The organism is Nocardiopsis sp. NPDC049922 (assembly GCF_040660275.1).
Classification (GTDB): Bacteria; Actinomycetota; Actinomycetes; order Streptosporangiales; family Streptosporangiaceae; genus Nocardiopsis.
Map to the genome: position 1 here is coordinate 182,502 of NZ_JBFAME010000008.1, position 13,662 is coordinate 196,163.

At 73.0% G+C, this 13,662-nt stretch carries 12 protein-coding genes; 9 read left to right on the top strand and 3 right to left on the bottom strand.

The window, feature by feature from the left end; genetic code table 11:
* Positions 1-165 precede the first annotated feature (165 nt).
* Both AB0I72_RS16900 and AB0I72_RS16905 read left to right on the top strand, forming a co-directional pair.
* Positions 166-2,202: a S9 family peptidase gene (locus tag AB0I72_RS16900; RefSeq protein ID WP_358568908.1), complete on the top strand. Its 2,037-nt coding sequence runs from the start codon at positions 166-168 to the stop codon at positions 2,200-2,202.
* Between the two features lie 201 nt (positions 2,203-2,403).
* A complete protein-coding gene (locus AB0I72_RS16905; protein ID WP_358568911.1) occupies positions 2,404-3,216 on the top strand; it encodes an inositol monophosphatase family protein in 813 nt (270 codons plus the stop codon).
* Positions 3,217-3,363: 147 nt separating this feature from the next.
* On the opposite strand, the gene AB0I72_RS16910 is transcribed toward AB0I72_RS16905, so the two are convergent.
* Positions 3,364-3,528 carry a hypothetical protein gene (locus tag AB0I72_RS16910; RefSeq protein ID WP_017598337.1) on the bottom strand — a complete coding sequence of 55 codons (165 nt, stop codon included), beginning with the start codon at positions 3,526-3,528 and terminating at the stop codon, positions 3,364-3,366.
* A gap of 607 nt (positions 3,529-4,135) precedes the next feature.
* Here AB0I72_RS16910 and AB0I72_RS16915 point away from each other — a divergent pair.
* The 3 genes from AB0I72_RS16915 to AB0I72_RS16925 all read left to right on the top strand — a co-directional run bounded on the left by AB0I72_RS16915 (position 4,136) and on the right by AB0I72_RS16925 (position 6,777).
* Positions 4,136-4,789: a response regulator transcription factor gene (locus AB0I72_RS16915; protein ID WP_358568914.1), complete on the top strand. Its 654-nt coding sequence runs from the start codon at positions 4,136-4,138 to the stop codon at positions 4,787-4,789.
* A complete protein-coding gene (locus tag AB0I72_RS16920; RefSeq protein WP_358568917.1) occupies positions 4,786-6,036 on the top strand; it encodes an ATP-binding protein in 1,251 nt (416 codons plus the stop codon). The genes AB0I72_RS16915 and AB0I72_RS16920 overlap by 4 nt, the downstream gene beginning before the upstream one ends.
* A 444-nt stretch (positions 6,037-6,480) precedes the next feature.
* Positions 6,481-6,777, top strand: coding sequence for a DUF4193 domain-containing protein (locus AB0I72_RS16925; protein ID WP_358568920.1), 297 nt, complete (start codon positions 6,481-6,483; stop codon positions 6,775-6,777).
* 250 nt (positions 6,778-7,027) lie between these two features.
* Here the strand turns inward: AB0I72_RS16925 and AB0I72_RS16930 are convergent, their stop codons facing one another.
* On the bottom strand, positions 7,028-7,306 hold the full coding sequence (locus AB0I72_RS16930) for a DUF4235 domain-containing protein (RefSeq protein WP_358568923.1): 279 nt from the start codon (positions 7,304-7,306) through the stop codon (positions 7,028-7,030).
* Between the two features lie 181 nt (positions 7,307-7,487).
* Between AB0I72_RS16930 and valS the strand changes: the two genes are divergently transcribed.
* From valS to AB0I72_RS16950, 4 genes are all read left to right on the top strand, one after another.
* Positions 7,488-10,064, top strand: a complete 2,577-nt coding sequence (gene valS, locus AB0I72_RS16935; protein ID WP_358568926.1) for a valine--tRNA ligase — start codon at positions 7,488-7,490, stop codon at positions 10,062-10,064.
* A gap of 149 nt (positions 10,065-10,213) precedes the next feature.
* Positions 10,214-10,690 (top strand): dUTP diphosphatase, encoded by a 477-nt coding sequence (gene dut / locus AB0I72_RS16940; protein WP_358568929.1) that lies wholly within the window; start codon positions 10,214-10,216, stop codon positions 10,688-10,690.
* Positions 10,691-10,748: 58 nt separating this feature from the next.
* Complete coding sequence (locus tag AB0I72_RS16945; protein ID WP_358568932.1) at positions 10,749-11,597, top strand: DUF3710 domain-containing protein; 849 nt, start codon at positions 10,749-10,751, stop codon at positions 11,595-11,597.
* 47 nt (positions 11,598-11,644) lie between these two features.
* Positions 11,645-12,385 carry a PIG-L family deacetylase gene (locus AB0I72_RS16950; protein ID WP_358568935.1) on the top strand — a complete coding sequence of 247 codons (741 nt, stop codon included), beginning with the start codon at positions 11,645-11,647 and terminating at the stop codon, positions 12,383-12,385.
* A gap of 13 nt (positions 12,386-12,398) precedes the next feature.
* Here the strand turns inward: AB0I72_RS16950 and AB0I72_RS16955 are convergent, their stop codons facing one another.
* A complete protein-coding gene (locus AB0I72_RS16955; RefSeq protein ID WP_358568938.1) occupies positions 12,399-13,505 on the bottom strand; it encodes a serpin family protein in 1,107 nt (368 codons plus the stop codon).
* Between the last annotated feature and the right edge of the window lie 157 nt (positions 13,506-13,662).

Genomic DNA, 13,662 nt, shown 5'->3' on the forward strand with positions numbered 1-13,662 from the left:
CTAGCGGCTCGACTCGTCTTGCAGAACCCTGCCGGCGCCCGAACCGAAACCCCCGGCGGCCGGTCCGCGCGGGTCCCCCGTCCGGGCGGGCGCTCCAGCCGTCGGCGGGGACGCGCCCGATAGGGTCGGCCCAGACCCCACGTCGACGGTTCAGGAGGATTCGCCTTGGTTCGTTCCTGGTACGAACTGCCGGAGTACGTCCGTCTCCGCCGTGTCAACGGGCTGCGCCTCTCCCCGGACGGCACCCGCCTCGTGGCGCCCGTCAGCGGCCTCGGCCCCGACGGCGCCTCCTTCCACAGCGCCCTGTGGGAGATCGACACGGCCCCCGAGTCCGAGGGCGGGAGCGCTCCCCGGCGCCTGACCCGATCCGCCGAGGGTGAGAGCGTCGCCCGCTTCCTTCCCGACGGATCGCTGCTGTTCGGCTCCGGGAGACCCGACCCCGACACGACCTCCGGCGATGCCCCGGGCGCCGCCCTGTGGCTCCTGCCCGCCGGCGGCGGCGAGGCCCGCCAGGTCGCCTCCAGACCCGGCGGCGTCTCCTCCTTCACCGTCGCGCGCGACTCCGGCCTGGTCGCCTTCACCTCCGACACCCACGCGGGCAGCGAGACCGCCGAGGCCGACCAGGAGGCCCGCAAGGCGCGCGAGGAGGCCGGTGTCACCGCGATCCTCCACGAGGCCCTGCCCATCCGCTACTGGGACGGCGACATCGGCCCCGACCACCCGCGCTACCTGGTCGCCGAACCGCCCGCCGACGGCGACTCCGGCCTCGGTGAGCACCGGGACCTGACCCCCGACGCCGGCATGGCCCTGGTGAACGCCTCGGGCGACCTCACCCCCGACGGCGCCGCCCTCGTCACCGAGTGGCAGGTCCCCACCGGCCGGGGCTCCCTGCGCACCGACATCGTCACCGTCGACACCGCCACCGGCGAGCGCCGCACCCTGGCCAGCGACCCCGACCACGACTTCGGCGGCCCCCTGGTCTCCCCGGACGGCCGCCACGTCCTGCTCACGCGCGGCTCGGCCGGGACCTACGACGGCGAGCCCCGCGACCACACCCTCTGGCTGGTCGACCTCGCCACGGGCGAGGGCCGCGACCTGCTCGCCGACCACGAACTCTGGCCGCGCGAGTACGCGTGGTCGGCCGACTCCGCGTCCGTCTTCCTCGTCGCCGACCAGAACGGCCGCAGACCGCTCTTCCGCGTCGACCCGGACTCCGGCGAGCTCACCCGCCTCACGGGCGACCACGGCGCCTACAGCGCCCTCAACCCCTCACCCGACGGCCGCCACGTCTTCGCCCTGCGCGACGCCTGGGACGCCCCGCCCGCGCCCGTGCGGCTGGACGCCGACGCCGCCGACGGCGCGCCCACCGCGCTGCGCACCCCCGGCTCCGAGCTGACGATGCCCGGCACCCTGACCGAGATCGAGACCACCGCCGACGACGGCGCGCGGATCCGGTCCTGGCTCGTGCTGCCGGAGGAGGCCTCGGCCGAGTCCCCCGCGCCCCTGATGCTCTGGGTGCACGGCGGTCCCTACATGAGCTTCAACGGCTGGTCCTGGCGCTGGAACCCCTGGCTGCTCGCCGCGCGCGGCTACGCGGTCCTGCTGCCGGACCCCGCCCTGTCCACCGGGTACGGTCAGGACATGCTGCGCCGTGCCTGGGGGAAGTGGGGGCCGCGCACCCACGCCGACGTCATGGCGATCACCGACGCCGCCGAGGCGCGCGCCGACGTCGACGCCGACCGCACCGCCATGATGGGCGGCTCCTTCGGCGGGTACATGGCCAACTGGATCGCCGGGCACACCGGCCGCTTCCGCGCCATCGTCTCGCACGCCTCGCTGTGGGCGCTGGACGGCTTCAGCTGCACCACGGACCTCCCGTCGGTGTGGGAGCGGGAGTTCGGGACCCCGCTCGCCCAGCCCGACCGCTACACGCTGAACTCGCCGCACCTGCACGCCGACCGCGTCCGCACGCCCATGCTCGTCATCCACGGGGACAAGGACTACCGCGTGCCGATCTCCGAGGGCCTGCGGCTGTGGCGCGACCTGCTCCTGCACGAGGTGGACGCCAAGTTCCTGTACTTCCCCGACGAGAACCACTGGATCCTCAAGCCCGGCAACGCCCGGATCTGGTACGAGACGATCTTCGCCTTCCTGGACCACCACGTCCACGGCAAGGAGTGGACCAGGCCGGAACTGCTCTGACCCCGAGGGCGTGTGTCGCGGACACATACCCTGCTGCGCGACGCCCCAGCACAACTCTCGCCGCGTTCTCATCAGTCGAAAGGACCCCACCCTGACTCCTTCTTCGGCCTTGCGAGCGCCGCACTGGAGACGCCGCTCGCGACGGGCAGCATCCACGGCACACGCCCTAACCGCCCGCGACCCACGAACGGGGGACCACACGTGAGTACCACCCACCATCCGCCCAACCCCGAGGAGCTGCGCGCGCTCGCCGTGCGCGCGGCGGCCGAGGCGGGGGAGCTCGCCGCCGAGGGCCAGGCGGGCATCACCGTGCTCGACACCAAGTCCAGCCCCACGGACGTCGTCACGAAGATGGACCGGGCCGCCGAGGAGCTCATCCGCACCCGCCTGCTGGAGGCCCGCCCCCACGACGCGGTCCTCGGCGAGGAGGGCGGCGGCGCGAGCGGCACCAGCGGCGTGCGGTGGATCGTCGACCCGATCGACGGCACGGTCAACTACCTGTACGGGAGCCCGGACTGGGCGGTGGCGATCGCCGCCGAGGTGGACGGGAGGGTCGTGGCCGCGGCCGTGAACGTCCCCTCGCGCGGGGAGATGTTCGAGGCGGTCCTCGGGCACGGATCCCGCCGCAACGGTGTGGCGCTGCGGGCCCCGGACGCGGTGCCGCTGGACCGGGCCCTGGTCGCCACCGGCTTCGGGTACTTCCCCGAGCGGCGCGCCCAGCAGGCGCGGGTGCTGCTGGAGGTGCTCCCCAGGGTGCGCGACATCCGGCGCTGCGGCGCCGCGGCCGTGGACCTGACGGGGCTGGCGACCGGCCGCTGCGACGCCTACTACGAGCGCGGCCTGAACCCCTGGGACTGGGCCGCGCCCGGCCTGGTCGCCAGCGAGGCGGGCGTGCGCGTGGGCGGGGCGGCCGGCGGGCCGCCCAGCGGCGATCTGGTCATCGCGGCGCGCCCGGAGCTGTACGAGGCCCTCGACGCGTTGTTGGCGCCGCTCGGCGCCGACACCGACGGCTGAGGGCCGACGGGGCCGCCGGCCGCGGGCCCGCGGCGGAGTGAGCGTCCGGGAACACGTGAGGGGCGGGGCGGACCACCGGTCCGCCCCGCCCCGTGTCCTCGGCCCCGCCGGTCCGGGGGGATCCGGGTCAGGGCCGTCGCACCCGCGTCAGCAGCGGGTGTCGATGCCGTTGCGAGCCGCGATCCGGTAGAGGTCCTCGAGCTCCGACGCGTGTGTGTCGGCGAGGAAGTCGTCCCCGGCGGCCTGAGCCGAGCGGAGCGACCGGGAGGTCTCGTTGATCCGGACCTTGATCTCTGCGAGGAACTCGCCCATGACACCTCTCTCAGGGGTCGGCACCGGGGCACACGGGTGCCCCGGTGAAAGCCGTCAGCGCACGACTGCGTGTCCGCGCGATGCGGTGGCGCCACCTCGGTGTGGCGCGTGCCCGTCGCGGTCCGGCCGGAGGCGGCCGGTGTCCACGCGTGCGTCTCCTACCCCTACCGCATGGTGATCCAAACCCCATCGGCGCCCCCGGCTTCGCGGACCGGGCCGCCGAGGCCCCGGACGGGCCGGGGCGCGCGGGTGTCGCATGACACATTTCCCCGGTGCGCCCCGTGCTTACTTGTTTCTTATTCTTGATGTGTCAGATTCGAGATGTGCGGGGTTGGGCCGCCGCCGACGGTTGGGGGATTCGTCGGCGGCGGCTCCCCGTGCGAAGCAGGGATCGAATGCTCTCGGCCCAGCGCCCGTGTCCCCACGGGATGAGGAGAGTGGCCCTCCGCGACGGAGGCCACGGCGGGTTTACCGCCTCCTTACTCCGGATGTGGGAGAACGGATGACGCGGCCGGGACCAAGAACGCCGCTGCCGGTGTGTTGGGGGATGCGCCGGCAGCGGCCCCTCTTTTCTTTTTCCCAGGCAACAGAGGTCGAGAAGGTCAACGTGCGCGTACTCGTGGTCGAAGACGAACGGGTCCTGGCTGACGCCGTGGCGGTCGGACTCCGGCGCGAGTCGATGGCGGTCGACGTGGTCTACGACGGCGACACCGCCCTGGAGTACGTGACCGTCAACGACTACGACGTGGTCGTCCTGGACCGCGACCTGCCCGGCACCCACGGCGACGACGTCGCCCGGTCGCTGGTGAGCGACAGCTACACCGGCCGCATCCTCATGCTCACCGCCTCCGGCGGGGTCCAGGACAAGGTCGAGGGGCTCACCCTGGGCGCCGACGACTACCTGGCCAAACCCTTCGCCTTCGCGGAGCTCGTCGCCCGCGTGCACGCCCTGGGCCGCCGCGCGGTGCCGCCGCTGCCTCCCGTCCTGGAGCGGCACGGCATCGCCCTCGACCCGGCCAACCACCGGGTCCACCGCGATGGCCGCGAACTGGCGCTGACGCCCAAGGAGTTCGCCGTCCTCCACGTCCTCATGCGCGCGCGGGGGACCGTGGTCAGCGCCGAGGGCCTGCTGGAGAAGGCCTGGGACGAGAACGCCGACCCCTTCACCAACGTCGTCCGGGTCACGGTCATGACCCTGCGCAAGAAGCTCGGCGACCCGCCGGTCATCCAGACCGTCCCCGGCGCGGGGTACCGGTTGTGAGACCGGCGGAGCGCCCGGAGCCCGGACAGGTCGAGCCGACCCGCCCGGGTGACACCGGCACGTGGCGCAGGCTCAACACCGTGGCGCCCTCCGGAGAGGGGGCGGAGCGCTCCGCCGCCGCCGAACGGGTGCACCGCTTCACCGACAACCTCAGCCTGCGCTCGCGGCTCACCCTCATCTACGGGATGCTGTTCTTCGCCGCGGGCTCGGTGCTGGTGCTGGTCAACTACCTGATCGTCACGGTGCTGCTCAACGCCCTGCTGGACGAGGAGAGCGCCTCGGAGCTGGCGGCGCAGAGCTACCTCATCGAGGAGGTCCTCACCCACGTCACGCGGTTCTCCCTGCTCGCCCTGTTCCTGGTCGGGCTGCTCGCGGTGGCGTTGGGGTACGCGGTGGCCGGGCGGGCCCTGTCCCCGCTCCAGAAGATCACCCGGATCGCCCGGCGGCTGTCGGAACGCTCCCTGCACGAGCGGATCGCCCTGTCCGGGCCCGACGACGAGATCCGCGAACTCGCCGACACCTTCGACGGCATGCTGGAGCGGCTCGACCGCGCCTTCGACGGACAGCGCCGGTTCGTCGCCAACGCCTCGCACGAACTGCGCACCCCGCTGGCGATCAACCGGACCCTCCTGGAGGTGGCGCTCAGCTCCCCGGAGGTGTCCGCCGACCTCAAGAGCGTCGGGCAGACCCTGCTGGAGACCAACGCGCGCCACGAACGCCTCATCGACGGCCTCCTCTTCCTGGCCCGCAGCGACCGCGAGCTGGAGGCGCGCACCCGCGTCGACCTCGGCGAGGTCGCCGAGACGGTGCTCAGCCAGTTGGCGGGCGAGCTGGCGGAGTCCGGCCTCCAGCTGCGCCTGGACCTGCGCCCGGCCCCGGTGGAGGGCGACCCCGTCCTGTTGGAGCGGCTCGTGGGCAATCTCGTGGAGAACGCCCTCAAGTACAACGTCGCCGAGGGTGAGATCACCGTCCGCAGCGGCATGTACGAGGGCCGCCCCGCCGTCCAGGTGGAGAACTCGGGCAAGGTGATCCCCGCCTACGAGATCGAGGGCCTCTTCGAGCCGTTCCGTCGCGGCTCCGGCGACCGTGTGGGCTCGGGGCGCAGCGCGGGGTTGGGACTGTCCATCGTCCGCTCCGTCGTGCGCGCGCACGAGGGCGTCGTGACCGCCTGGCCGCGCGCGGGCGGCGGGCTCGTCGTCACGGTGTGCCTGCCCGTTCCCGCCGCGGAGGCGGCCGAGCGTCGCTGAGGGCCGCGCGCGAGCTGCGTACGGCCACGCTTCGTGGTATCTATACGTGTCCGAAGACACGCCCACCCCTGTCACGAGCGCCGACTCCGGGTGGGTATGCTTCCCCGGGCGTGGACACGGAGGGAATCCCTCCTGACGTGGGCATGTCTTGGATATTGCCCACCGGTGGGGGAGTGTTCCGCGCTCGTCCGAGATGGGCGGACAGGGTCCTAAGCAGGAACCCGACTCCGGGTGGTACACGGGGAGCCGACCGACGCGTGGCCGCCATGGCCGTCTTCGGTCACGGTCCCGCGAGAGTGCCGCTGACCTGTGGACGGTGACCCGGGAGGGGGCACGGTTCGCCAGGAGCGGAAAACTCATCGGCCGAACCGGGCACAACGAAGGTCTCTCAAGCGTTACACCCGCGCGACGAGGCACTGAACGAGGGGGATGGAGTTAGCACAGATGGCCACCGACTACGACAGCCCGCGCAAGACTGACGAGGAAATCAACGAGGACAGTCTCCAGGAGTTGCAGGCGCGGCGCGGGGAGAAGGCCGCCGGGCCGATCGACGCCGACCCGGACGAGGTCGCCGAAGGTATGGAGCTGCCCGGCGCGGATCTGTCCGGCGAGGAGCTCGCGGTCCGCGTCCTCCCGCGTCAGGCCGACGAGTTCACCTGCGGGCGGTGCTTCCTGGTGCACCACCGCAGCCAGCTCGCCGAACAGCGCGACAAGCAGCTGATCTGCAAGGAATGCGTCTGAGCGGACGGGGCGGACCACCGTCCCCGTCCGCGGCGACACCGCCGGACCCCCGTCGCCGGGGCCCGCACGGCGGTGACCGCCGTCCCGGGCGCCGACACCGCGCACGGCGGTGGACGGCCGACCACACGCGTGGCGCGTGCGGTGGGCCGCCCACCGCGTGTCTTCCGGGGTCCGTGCTCCGCGCCTCCGCGGGCTCCGGCTTTGCCTCGGTCGGCCCGTCGCCCGCCCTCGGAGGGGGGCGGGGCCGGGTCTAGGCCTCGATCGCGTCGCGGCCGGACCGGGTCAGCCCCTTGCGCGCGGTGCGCACGGCCAGCACCCGGGCGACCTCCACGCCGACGCCGGCCACCACGGCCCACCCCAGCGCGCGGCCGAGGCCGACCTCGGGGGACTCGATGTCCGTCGGGGGCTCCTCGCCGGTGGCGCGGGTCCAGGCGAAGGTCAGGGCTTTGCGGGTGACGTACTCCGCGGCGAACCCCGCCGCGAATCCGATCAGAGCGGGGGCGAGTTCACCGCCGTCCTTCTTGGCCATGTTGTCTCGTTCACCGTTTCCGTTGGGCTTCGATGGCACGCGCGTCGCGCGCCGTGTCCGTACCGGGGATCCTTTCACGGACGCCCCTCGGACGCATGATACCCCGCTGGGGTATTGACGTCCGTTCGGGAGGGCCGGGAATGCGGAACGAACACGGCCCTCGGCGCACTACCATTGCCACATGACCAACGGCTCTCATTCCTTCCGCATGCCCGACAAGCCCTCGCTGGACGGTATCGAGGCGAAGTGGGTCGACGTATGGGATGAGTCCGGCGTCTACCACTTCGACCGCACCCGCGGCCGCGAGGACGTCTTCTCCATCGACACCCCGCCGCCCACCGTCTCTGGCTCGCTGCACATCGGCCACGTGTTCTCCTACACGCACACCGACACCGTCGCCCGCTTCCAGCGGATGAACGGCAAGGCCGTCTTCTACCCGATGGGCTGGGACGACAACGGCCTGCCCACCGAACGCCGCGTCCAGAACTACTACGGGGTGCGCTGCGACCCGTCGATCCCCTACGACCCGGACTTCCAGCCCCCGGAGAAGCCCGACCCCAAGCGGCAGATCCCCATCTCCCGCCGCAACTTCATCGAGCTGTGCGACCAGCTCACCGAAGAGGACGAGAAGGTCTTCGAGTCGATCTGGCGCCGCCTTGGGCTGAGCGTCGACTGGCGGCACACCTACGCCACCATCGACGACAACTCCCGCGCCGCCGCCCAGCGCGCCTTCCTGCGCAACCTGGCCCGCGGCGAGGCCTACATGGCCGAGGCGCCCACCCTGTGGGACGTCACCTTCCGCACCGCCGTCGCCCAGGCCGAACTGGAGGACCGGGAGCGCCCCAGCGCCTACCACAAGCTCGCCTTCCACAAGCCCGACGGCGAACCGGTCCACATCGAGACCACCCGCCCCGAGCTGCTCGCGGCCTGCGTCGCCCTGGTCGCCCACCCCGACGACGAGCGCTACCAGGACCTGTTCGGCACCACCGTGCGCACGCCGGTCTTCGGCGTCGAGGTTCCGGTCCGGCCGCACCGCATCGCCGACCCCGAGAAGGGGTCCGGCATCGCGATGATCTGCACCTTCGGCGACATCACCGACGTCACCTGGTGGCGCGAGCTCCAGCTGGAGACCCGCCCCGTCATCGGCTGGGACGGCCGCATCATGGCCGACCCGCCCAAGGGCCTGGAGTCCCCCGAGGGACGCGAGGCCTACGCCTCCCTCGTCGGCGCCACCGTCCACACCGCGCGCGAGCGCATGGTCGAGCTGCTGCGCGCCAGCGGCGACCTGGTCGGCGAGCCCACCCCGATCACCCACCCGGTGAAGTTCTACGAGAAGGGCGACAAGCCCCTGGAGATCGTCACCACCCGCCAGTGGTACATCCGCAACGGCGGTCGTGACGAGAGCCTGCGCGAGGCGCTCATCGAGCGCGGGCGAGAGCTCGTCTGGCACCCCGAGCACATGCGCTCGCGGTACGAGAACTGGGTCGGCGGCCTCAACGGCGACTGGCTGATCAGCCGCCAGCGCTTCTTCGGCGTGCCGTTCCCGGTCTGGTATCCGCTCGACGCCGAGGGCAACCCGCGCTACGACGAACCGATCCTGCCGGGCGAGGCCCAGCTGCCGGTCGACCCCAGCTCGCAGACGCCCGAGGGCTACACCGAGGAGCAGCGCGGCCAGGCGGGCGGCTTCATCGGCGACCCCGACGTCATGGACACCTGGGCGACCTCCTCCCTGTCGCCGCAGATCGCCTCCGGGTGGGAGCGCGACCCCGACCTGTTCGAGCGCGTCTTCCCGATGGACTTCCGTCCGCAGGGCCAGGACATCATCCGCACCTGGCTGTTCTCCACGGTCGTGCGCGCCCACTTCGAGAACGGCACCCTGCCCTGGAGCACCACCGGCATCTCCGGCTGGATCCTGGACCCGGACCGCAAGAAGATGTCCAAGTCCAAGGGCAACGTCGTCACGCCGGTCGCGCTGCTGGAGAAGTACAGCTCCGACGCGGTCCGGTACTGGGCGGCCAGCGGGCGCCTGGGCACCGACACCGCCATGGACGAGGGTCAGATGAAGGTCGGCCGACGGCTGTCCATCAAGATCCTCAACGCCAGCAAGTTCGTCATGTCGGTCGCGGGCGAGGGCGCCGCCACCGACCCGTCCGCGGTCACCGAGCCGCTGGACCGCGCGATGCTGGCCACCCTGGCGGACGTGGTGGACGACGCCACCGCCGCCTTCCGGGCCTACGACCACACCCGGGCCCTGGAGCGCGCCGAGCGGTTCTTCTGGGACTTCTGCGACGACTACCTGGAGCTGGTCAAGGCCCGCGCCTACGACACCGAGTCGGCCGAGGGCGCCTCGGCGCGCGCGGCCCTGCTCATCGCCCTGGGCGCCCTGCACCGGCTGTTCGCCCCGTTCCTGCCCTTCGTCACCGAGGAGGTCTGGAACTGGTGGCAGGAGGGCTCCGTGCACGCCCAACCCTGGCCGGAGGCCGCCGAGTACCGCGCCGCCGCCGTCGACGGCGACCCGGCCGTGCTGGCCGCCACCGCCGAGGTGCTGCGCGCCGTCCGCAAGGCCAAGTCCGAGGCGAAGCTGTCCATGCGCGCCGAGGTCGAACTCGTCCGGGTCTCGGGCAAGCAGGTCGAGGCCGCCCGGGCCGCCGGCGGTGACATCGCCGCCGCCGGTCGCGCCGCCGGGATCGACTTCGAGGCCACCGACGAGGCCGAGCTCACCGTCGAGGTGACGCTGCCGGAGTCCGCCGAGGACTGAGCACCGCGCCGGAACGGCCGCCGGGGGCGGGGCCCGAGCGCCCCGCCCCCGTGCGGATGCCCCGGGTCCGGCCGTGACCGGGGCCCGCACCGCGCACCGGGGCGTCGGACACCGGACGCACCTCCCGAAGGGCGATAGGCTCAGCGGTTGTGAGTACCTCATCCCTGGAAGGCGGACGGATCCCGATCACGGTCCGCCGCCTGGACCCCGGCCTTCCCCTGCCCGCGTACGCGCACCCCGGTGACGCGGGCGCCGACATGTACACCGCCGTCGACGTCGACCTCGCCCCCGGCGAACGGGCCACGGTCCCCACCGGGCTGGCGATCGCCCTGCCCGACGGGTTCGCCGCCTTCGTCCACCCGCGTTCGGGGCTGGCGGCGCGCTGCGGCGTGACCATCGTCAACGCGCCGGGCACCGTCGACGCGGGGTACCGCGGCGAGATCAGGGTGACACTCGTCAACACCGACCGGGACACCCCCGTACGCCTGTCGCGCGGGGACCGCATCGCGCAGCTGGTCGTCCAGCGCGTGGAGCGGGCCGAGTTCGTCGAGGCGGACTCCCTGCCCGAGTCGGTGCGCGGCGCGGGCGGGTTCGGTTCGACCGGGGGCCACGCCGCGCTGCGGTGACGGCGCCCCGAAACCCCGGTGCCACCCGGGGAGCAACGGAAGCGGAGAGGTGAAGGGCGTGTTTGGACGCCGCCGTAAGAAGCGGGACGACAAGACCGGCGGAGCCGCGGAGACCGGGGCCGCCGCTCGGAGGAACGGCGCCGCGGGAGAGGTCTCCTTCGACAACGAGATCGAGCCAGAGCGGCCGACCGAGCGGATCGACAAGGAGGCCGACCGGTACCGGGCCACCGGCCCGTGGGACTCCACCGAGGACGTTCCCGAGGCCCGGCGCATGGACCTGGGCAGCCTCAAGCTGCCCATGGAACAGGGCACCGACATCCAGGTGAACGTCGCCCAGGACGCCAGGGGCAAGCAGAAGATCATCGGCGTGACGCTCGTGCGCGGCAAGACCGCGCTCCAGGTGCAGCCCTTCGCCGCCCCCAAGTCCTCGGGGCTGTGGGACGAGATGCGCGAGGAGCTGCGCGAGCAGGTCACCAAGCAGGGCGGCAAGGCCGAGGAGCACTCGGGGACCTTCGGCCCCGAACTCCAGGCCGTCATCCCGGTCAAGGGGAAGAAGACCGAGGACGGCAGGCAGTTGGGCCAGCGGGTGCGGTTCATCGGCGTGGACGGTCCGCGCTGGGTGCTGCGCGGCGTGATCCGCGGCGAGGGCGCCTCCAAGCCCGAGATGATGGCCGAGGCCGAGCAGCTGTTCGCCAACATCGTCGTGGTCCGCGGCGACCAGCCGGTGCCGCCCAGCGAGCTGCTGGAGATCACGGTGCCCAAGCAGCTCCAGGAGCGGATGGCCGCCGCCGTCAAGGAGCGCGCGGCCCATCGCGCGGCCCAGCGCGGCAACGCCGGGAGTTCCCCGAACGGCTCGTCCAGCGAGGGTCAGGCCGGGCGGACGCCCGACGGGGCCGAGGGTTCCTGAACCATCGGGCGGCGTGCCGGGGCGGCGTAGGTTCTAGGGTGAGTGTCATGACGGACACGAACGACAACAGCGCCCCCCGGCCGCTTCCCGAGGACTGGAACCGAGCCCTGGCGGTCGTGGCGCACCCCGACGACCTGGAGTTCGGGGTGTCGTCGGCGATCGCACGCTGGACCGGGCAGGGCAAGAGCGTGGTCGAGCTCATGGTCACGCGGGGTGAGGCGGGCATCGACGCCCTGCCGCCCGAGGAGTGCGGCCCCCTGCGCATGGCCGAACAGCGCGCCTCGGCGGCGGCCGTGGGCGCCGAGACCGTGGAGTTCCTCGAGTTCGCGGACGGCGCCCTGGAGTACGGTCTCCCCCTGCGGCGCGCCCTCGCCGAGGCGATCCGGCGGCACCGCCCCGACGTGATCGTGTCCGTCAACTTCCGCGAGGCCTTCCCGGGCGGCACCTCGTTCAACCACGCCGACCACCGGGTGCTCGGCCCCGCCCTGCTCGACGCGGTCCGCGACGCCGCCAACCGGTGGGTGTTCCGCGACCAGCTCGGTGACGGCGTCGAACCGTGGTCCGGGGTGCGGTTCGTGGCCTTCGGGGCCTCGCCCCGCTCCACGCACTTCGTGGAACTGGGCGAGTCCGACCTGGCGGCGGGGGTCGCGTCGCTCGACGCGCACGAGGTGTACCTGGCCAACCTGGACGGCTTCGACCAGAAGTCCTTCCTGTCCAGCGCCGCCGCGGAGGCGGGCCGCCGCGTGGGTGCGGCGCTGGCCACGGAGTTCGAGGTCTTCGACGTCTGACCGCGGCCGCCGTTCAGGGCGCGGCGGGGCCGGGGTCCACGGGGTCGGTGATGCGGCCCAGGAAGAGGATCGCCTCGCCGCGCCGCAGGACGAACACGAACGGCCGGTTCACGGTGAACTCCACGGGCGGCGAGGAGGCGACCGCCGCCATCACCACGATCGCCGCGGTGGCGGCTGCGCCCTCGGCGCCCTTCTCGTCCACCCGGAGCACGGACTGGTGCAGGATCGCGTCCACCCGGAGCGGCTCGTCGCTGATCCCGTCGAACCGGGCGCGGTCACCGGCCAGCCGCGTGACGCCCAGCTCCGCCAGGGGGGCGAGGAGCTGGGCCTCGGTCTCCACCGAGAAGCGGGGCAGCGCCAGCTTCACCTCACGGAGGCGGCGCGCCCGGTACAGGTCGGCCAGCGCCGCCGCGTCCGGCACGGGGGGAGCGGACGCGGGGTCGTCGGGCAGCAGCACGTCCAGGGTGAGGCCGTGCTCGCCCGCCAACCCGACCATGCGCCACCCGGCCGCCTCCGCGTAGGCCATGTCCTCCCGGCGGTGCATGGTGGGGACCTCGCGGGGACCGGCGGGAGCGTGGAAGGTCCGCCCGCGTGTGGCGTCCGCGGCGAAGGGCTCGGTCCACACCATCGCGACCCACAGCGCGTTGACCAGGAGCAGCCGTGTGTCGGGGTGCACCGAACCGGCGGACAGCAGTGCCGGGACCAGGCCCCGGGTCACCTCGGACACCCGGCCGTTGACCCGTCGGCGCACGCCCTCCGGGTCGCGCGCGAAGTCGACCCCCTCCACCTCGACGCCGGGCCGGGCGCGCACCTGCGTCGCGAAGGCGGGCCGCACGCGCAGGTCGTCGGGCACGTACAGGCCGTTGAGGGCGGCCAGGTCCAGGCCGGTGGCGGCGGACACCGCCGCGTCCAGCGCGGCCAGCTGGACGGGGACGTCCCGACCGAGCAGCAGCTCCAGCTCGTCCCGGGTCCGACCGGCAGCGCCGGTGGCGAGCAGGCCCAGCACCGTGCCGACCGAGTGGGGGGACCACACGTGGGAGGCGTCCGGGGCGGCCAGGACCCGGTCCAGGGCGGCGGCGAACGCCAGGTGGTCGGTTCTCGGCGGGTCGGACAAACGCATGGGGGCTCCTCGCGACGGGGTCGACGCCGCCAGCGTACGGACTCGCGACGACGGTCGCCAGGTGTGACACCGGGCACACGCCAAGGGCGGGCGAACCGGGACGGGGTGGGACGGAGCGAGGCCGCGTATTCGACCGCGTCCGCCGTTCGTCCCGGGG

Excerpts from the sequence above, each read along its gene's own strand:
- valS (WP_358568926.1), top strand. The coding sequence starts at position 7,488 with ATGACCAACGGCTCTCATTCCTTCCGCATGCCCGACAAGCCCTCGCTG.
- AB0I72_RS16910 (WP_017598337.1), bottom strand. The coding sequence starts at position 3,528 with ATGGGCGAGTTCCTCGCAGAGATCAAGGTCCGGATCAACGAGACCTCC.
- AB0I72_RS16955 (WP_358568938.1), bottom strand. The coding sequence starts at position 13,505 with ATGCGTTTGTCCGACCCGCCGAGAACCGACCACCTGGCGTTCGCCGCC.
- AB0I72_RS16925 (WP_358568920.1), top strand. The coding sequence starts at position 6,481 with ATGGCCACCGACTACGACAGCCCGCGCAAGACTGACGAGGAAATCAAC.
- AB0I72_RS16930 (WP_358568923.1), bottom strand. The coding sequence starts at position 7,306 with ATGGCCAAGAAGGACGGCGGTGAACTCGCCCCCGCTCTGATCGGATTC.
- AB0I72_RS16950 (WP_358568935.1), top strand. The coding sequence starts at position 11,645 with ATGACGGACACGAACGACAACAGCGCCCCCCGGCCGCTTCCCGAGGAC.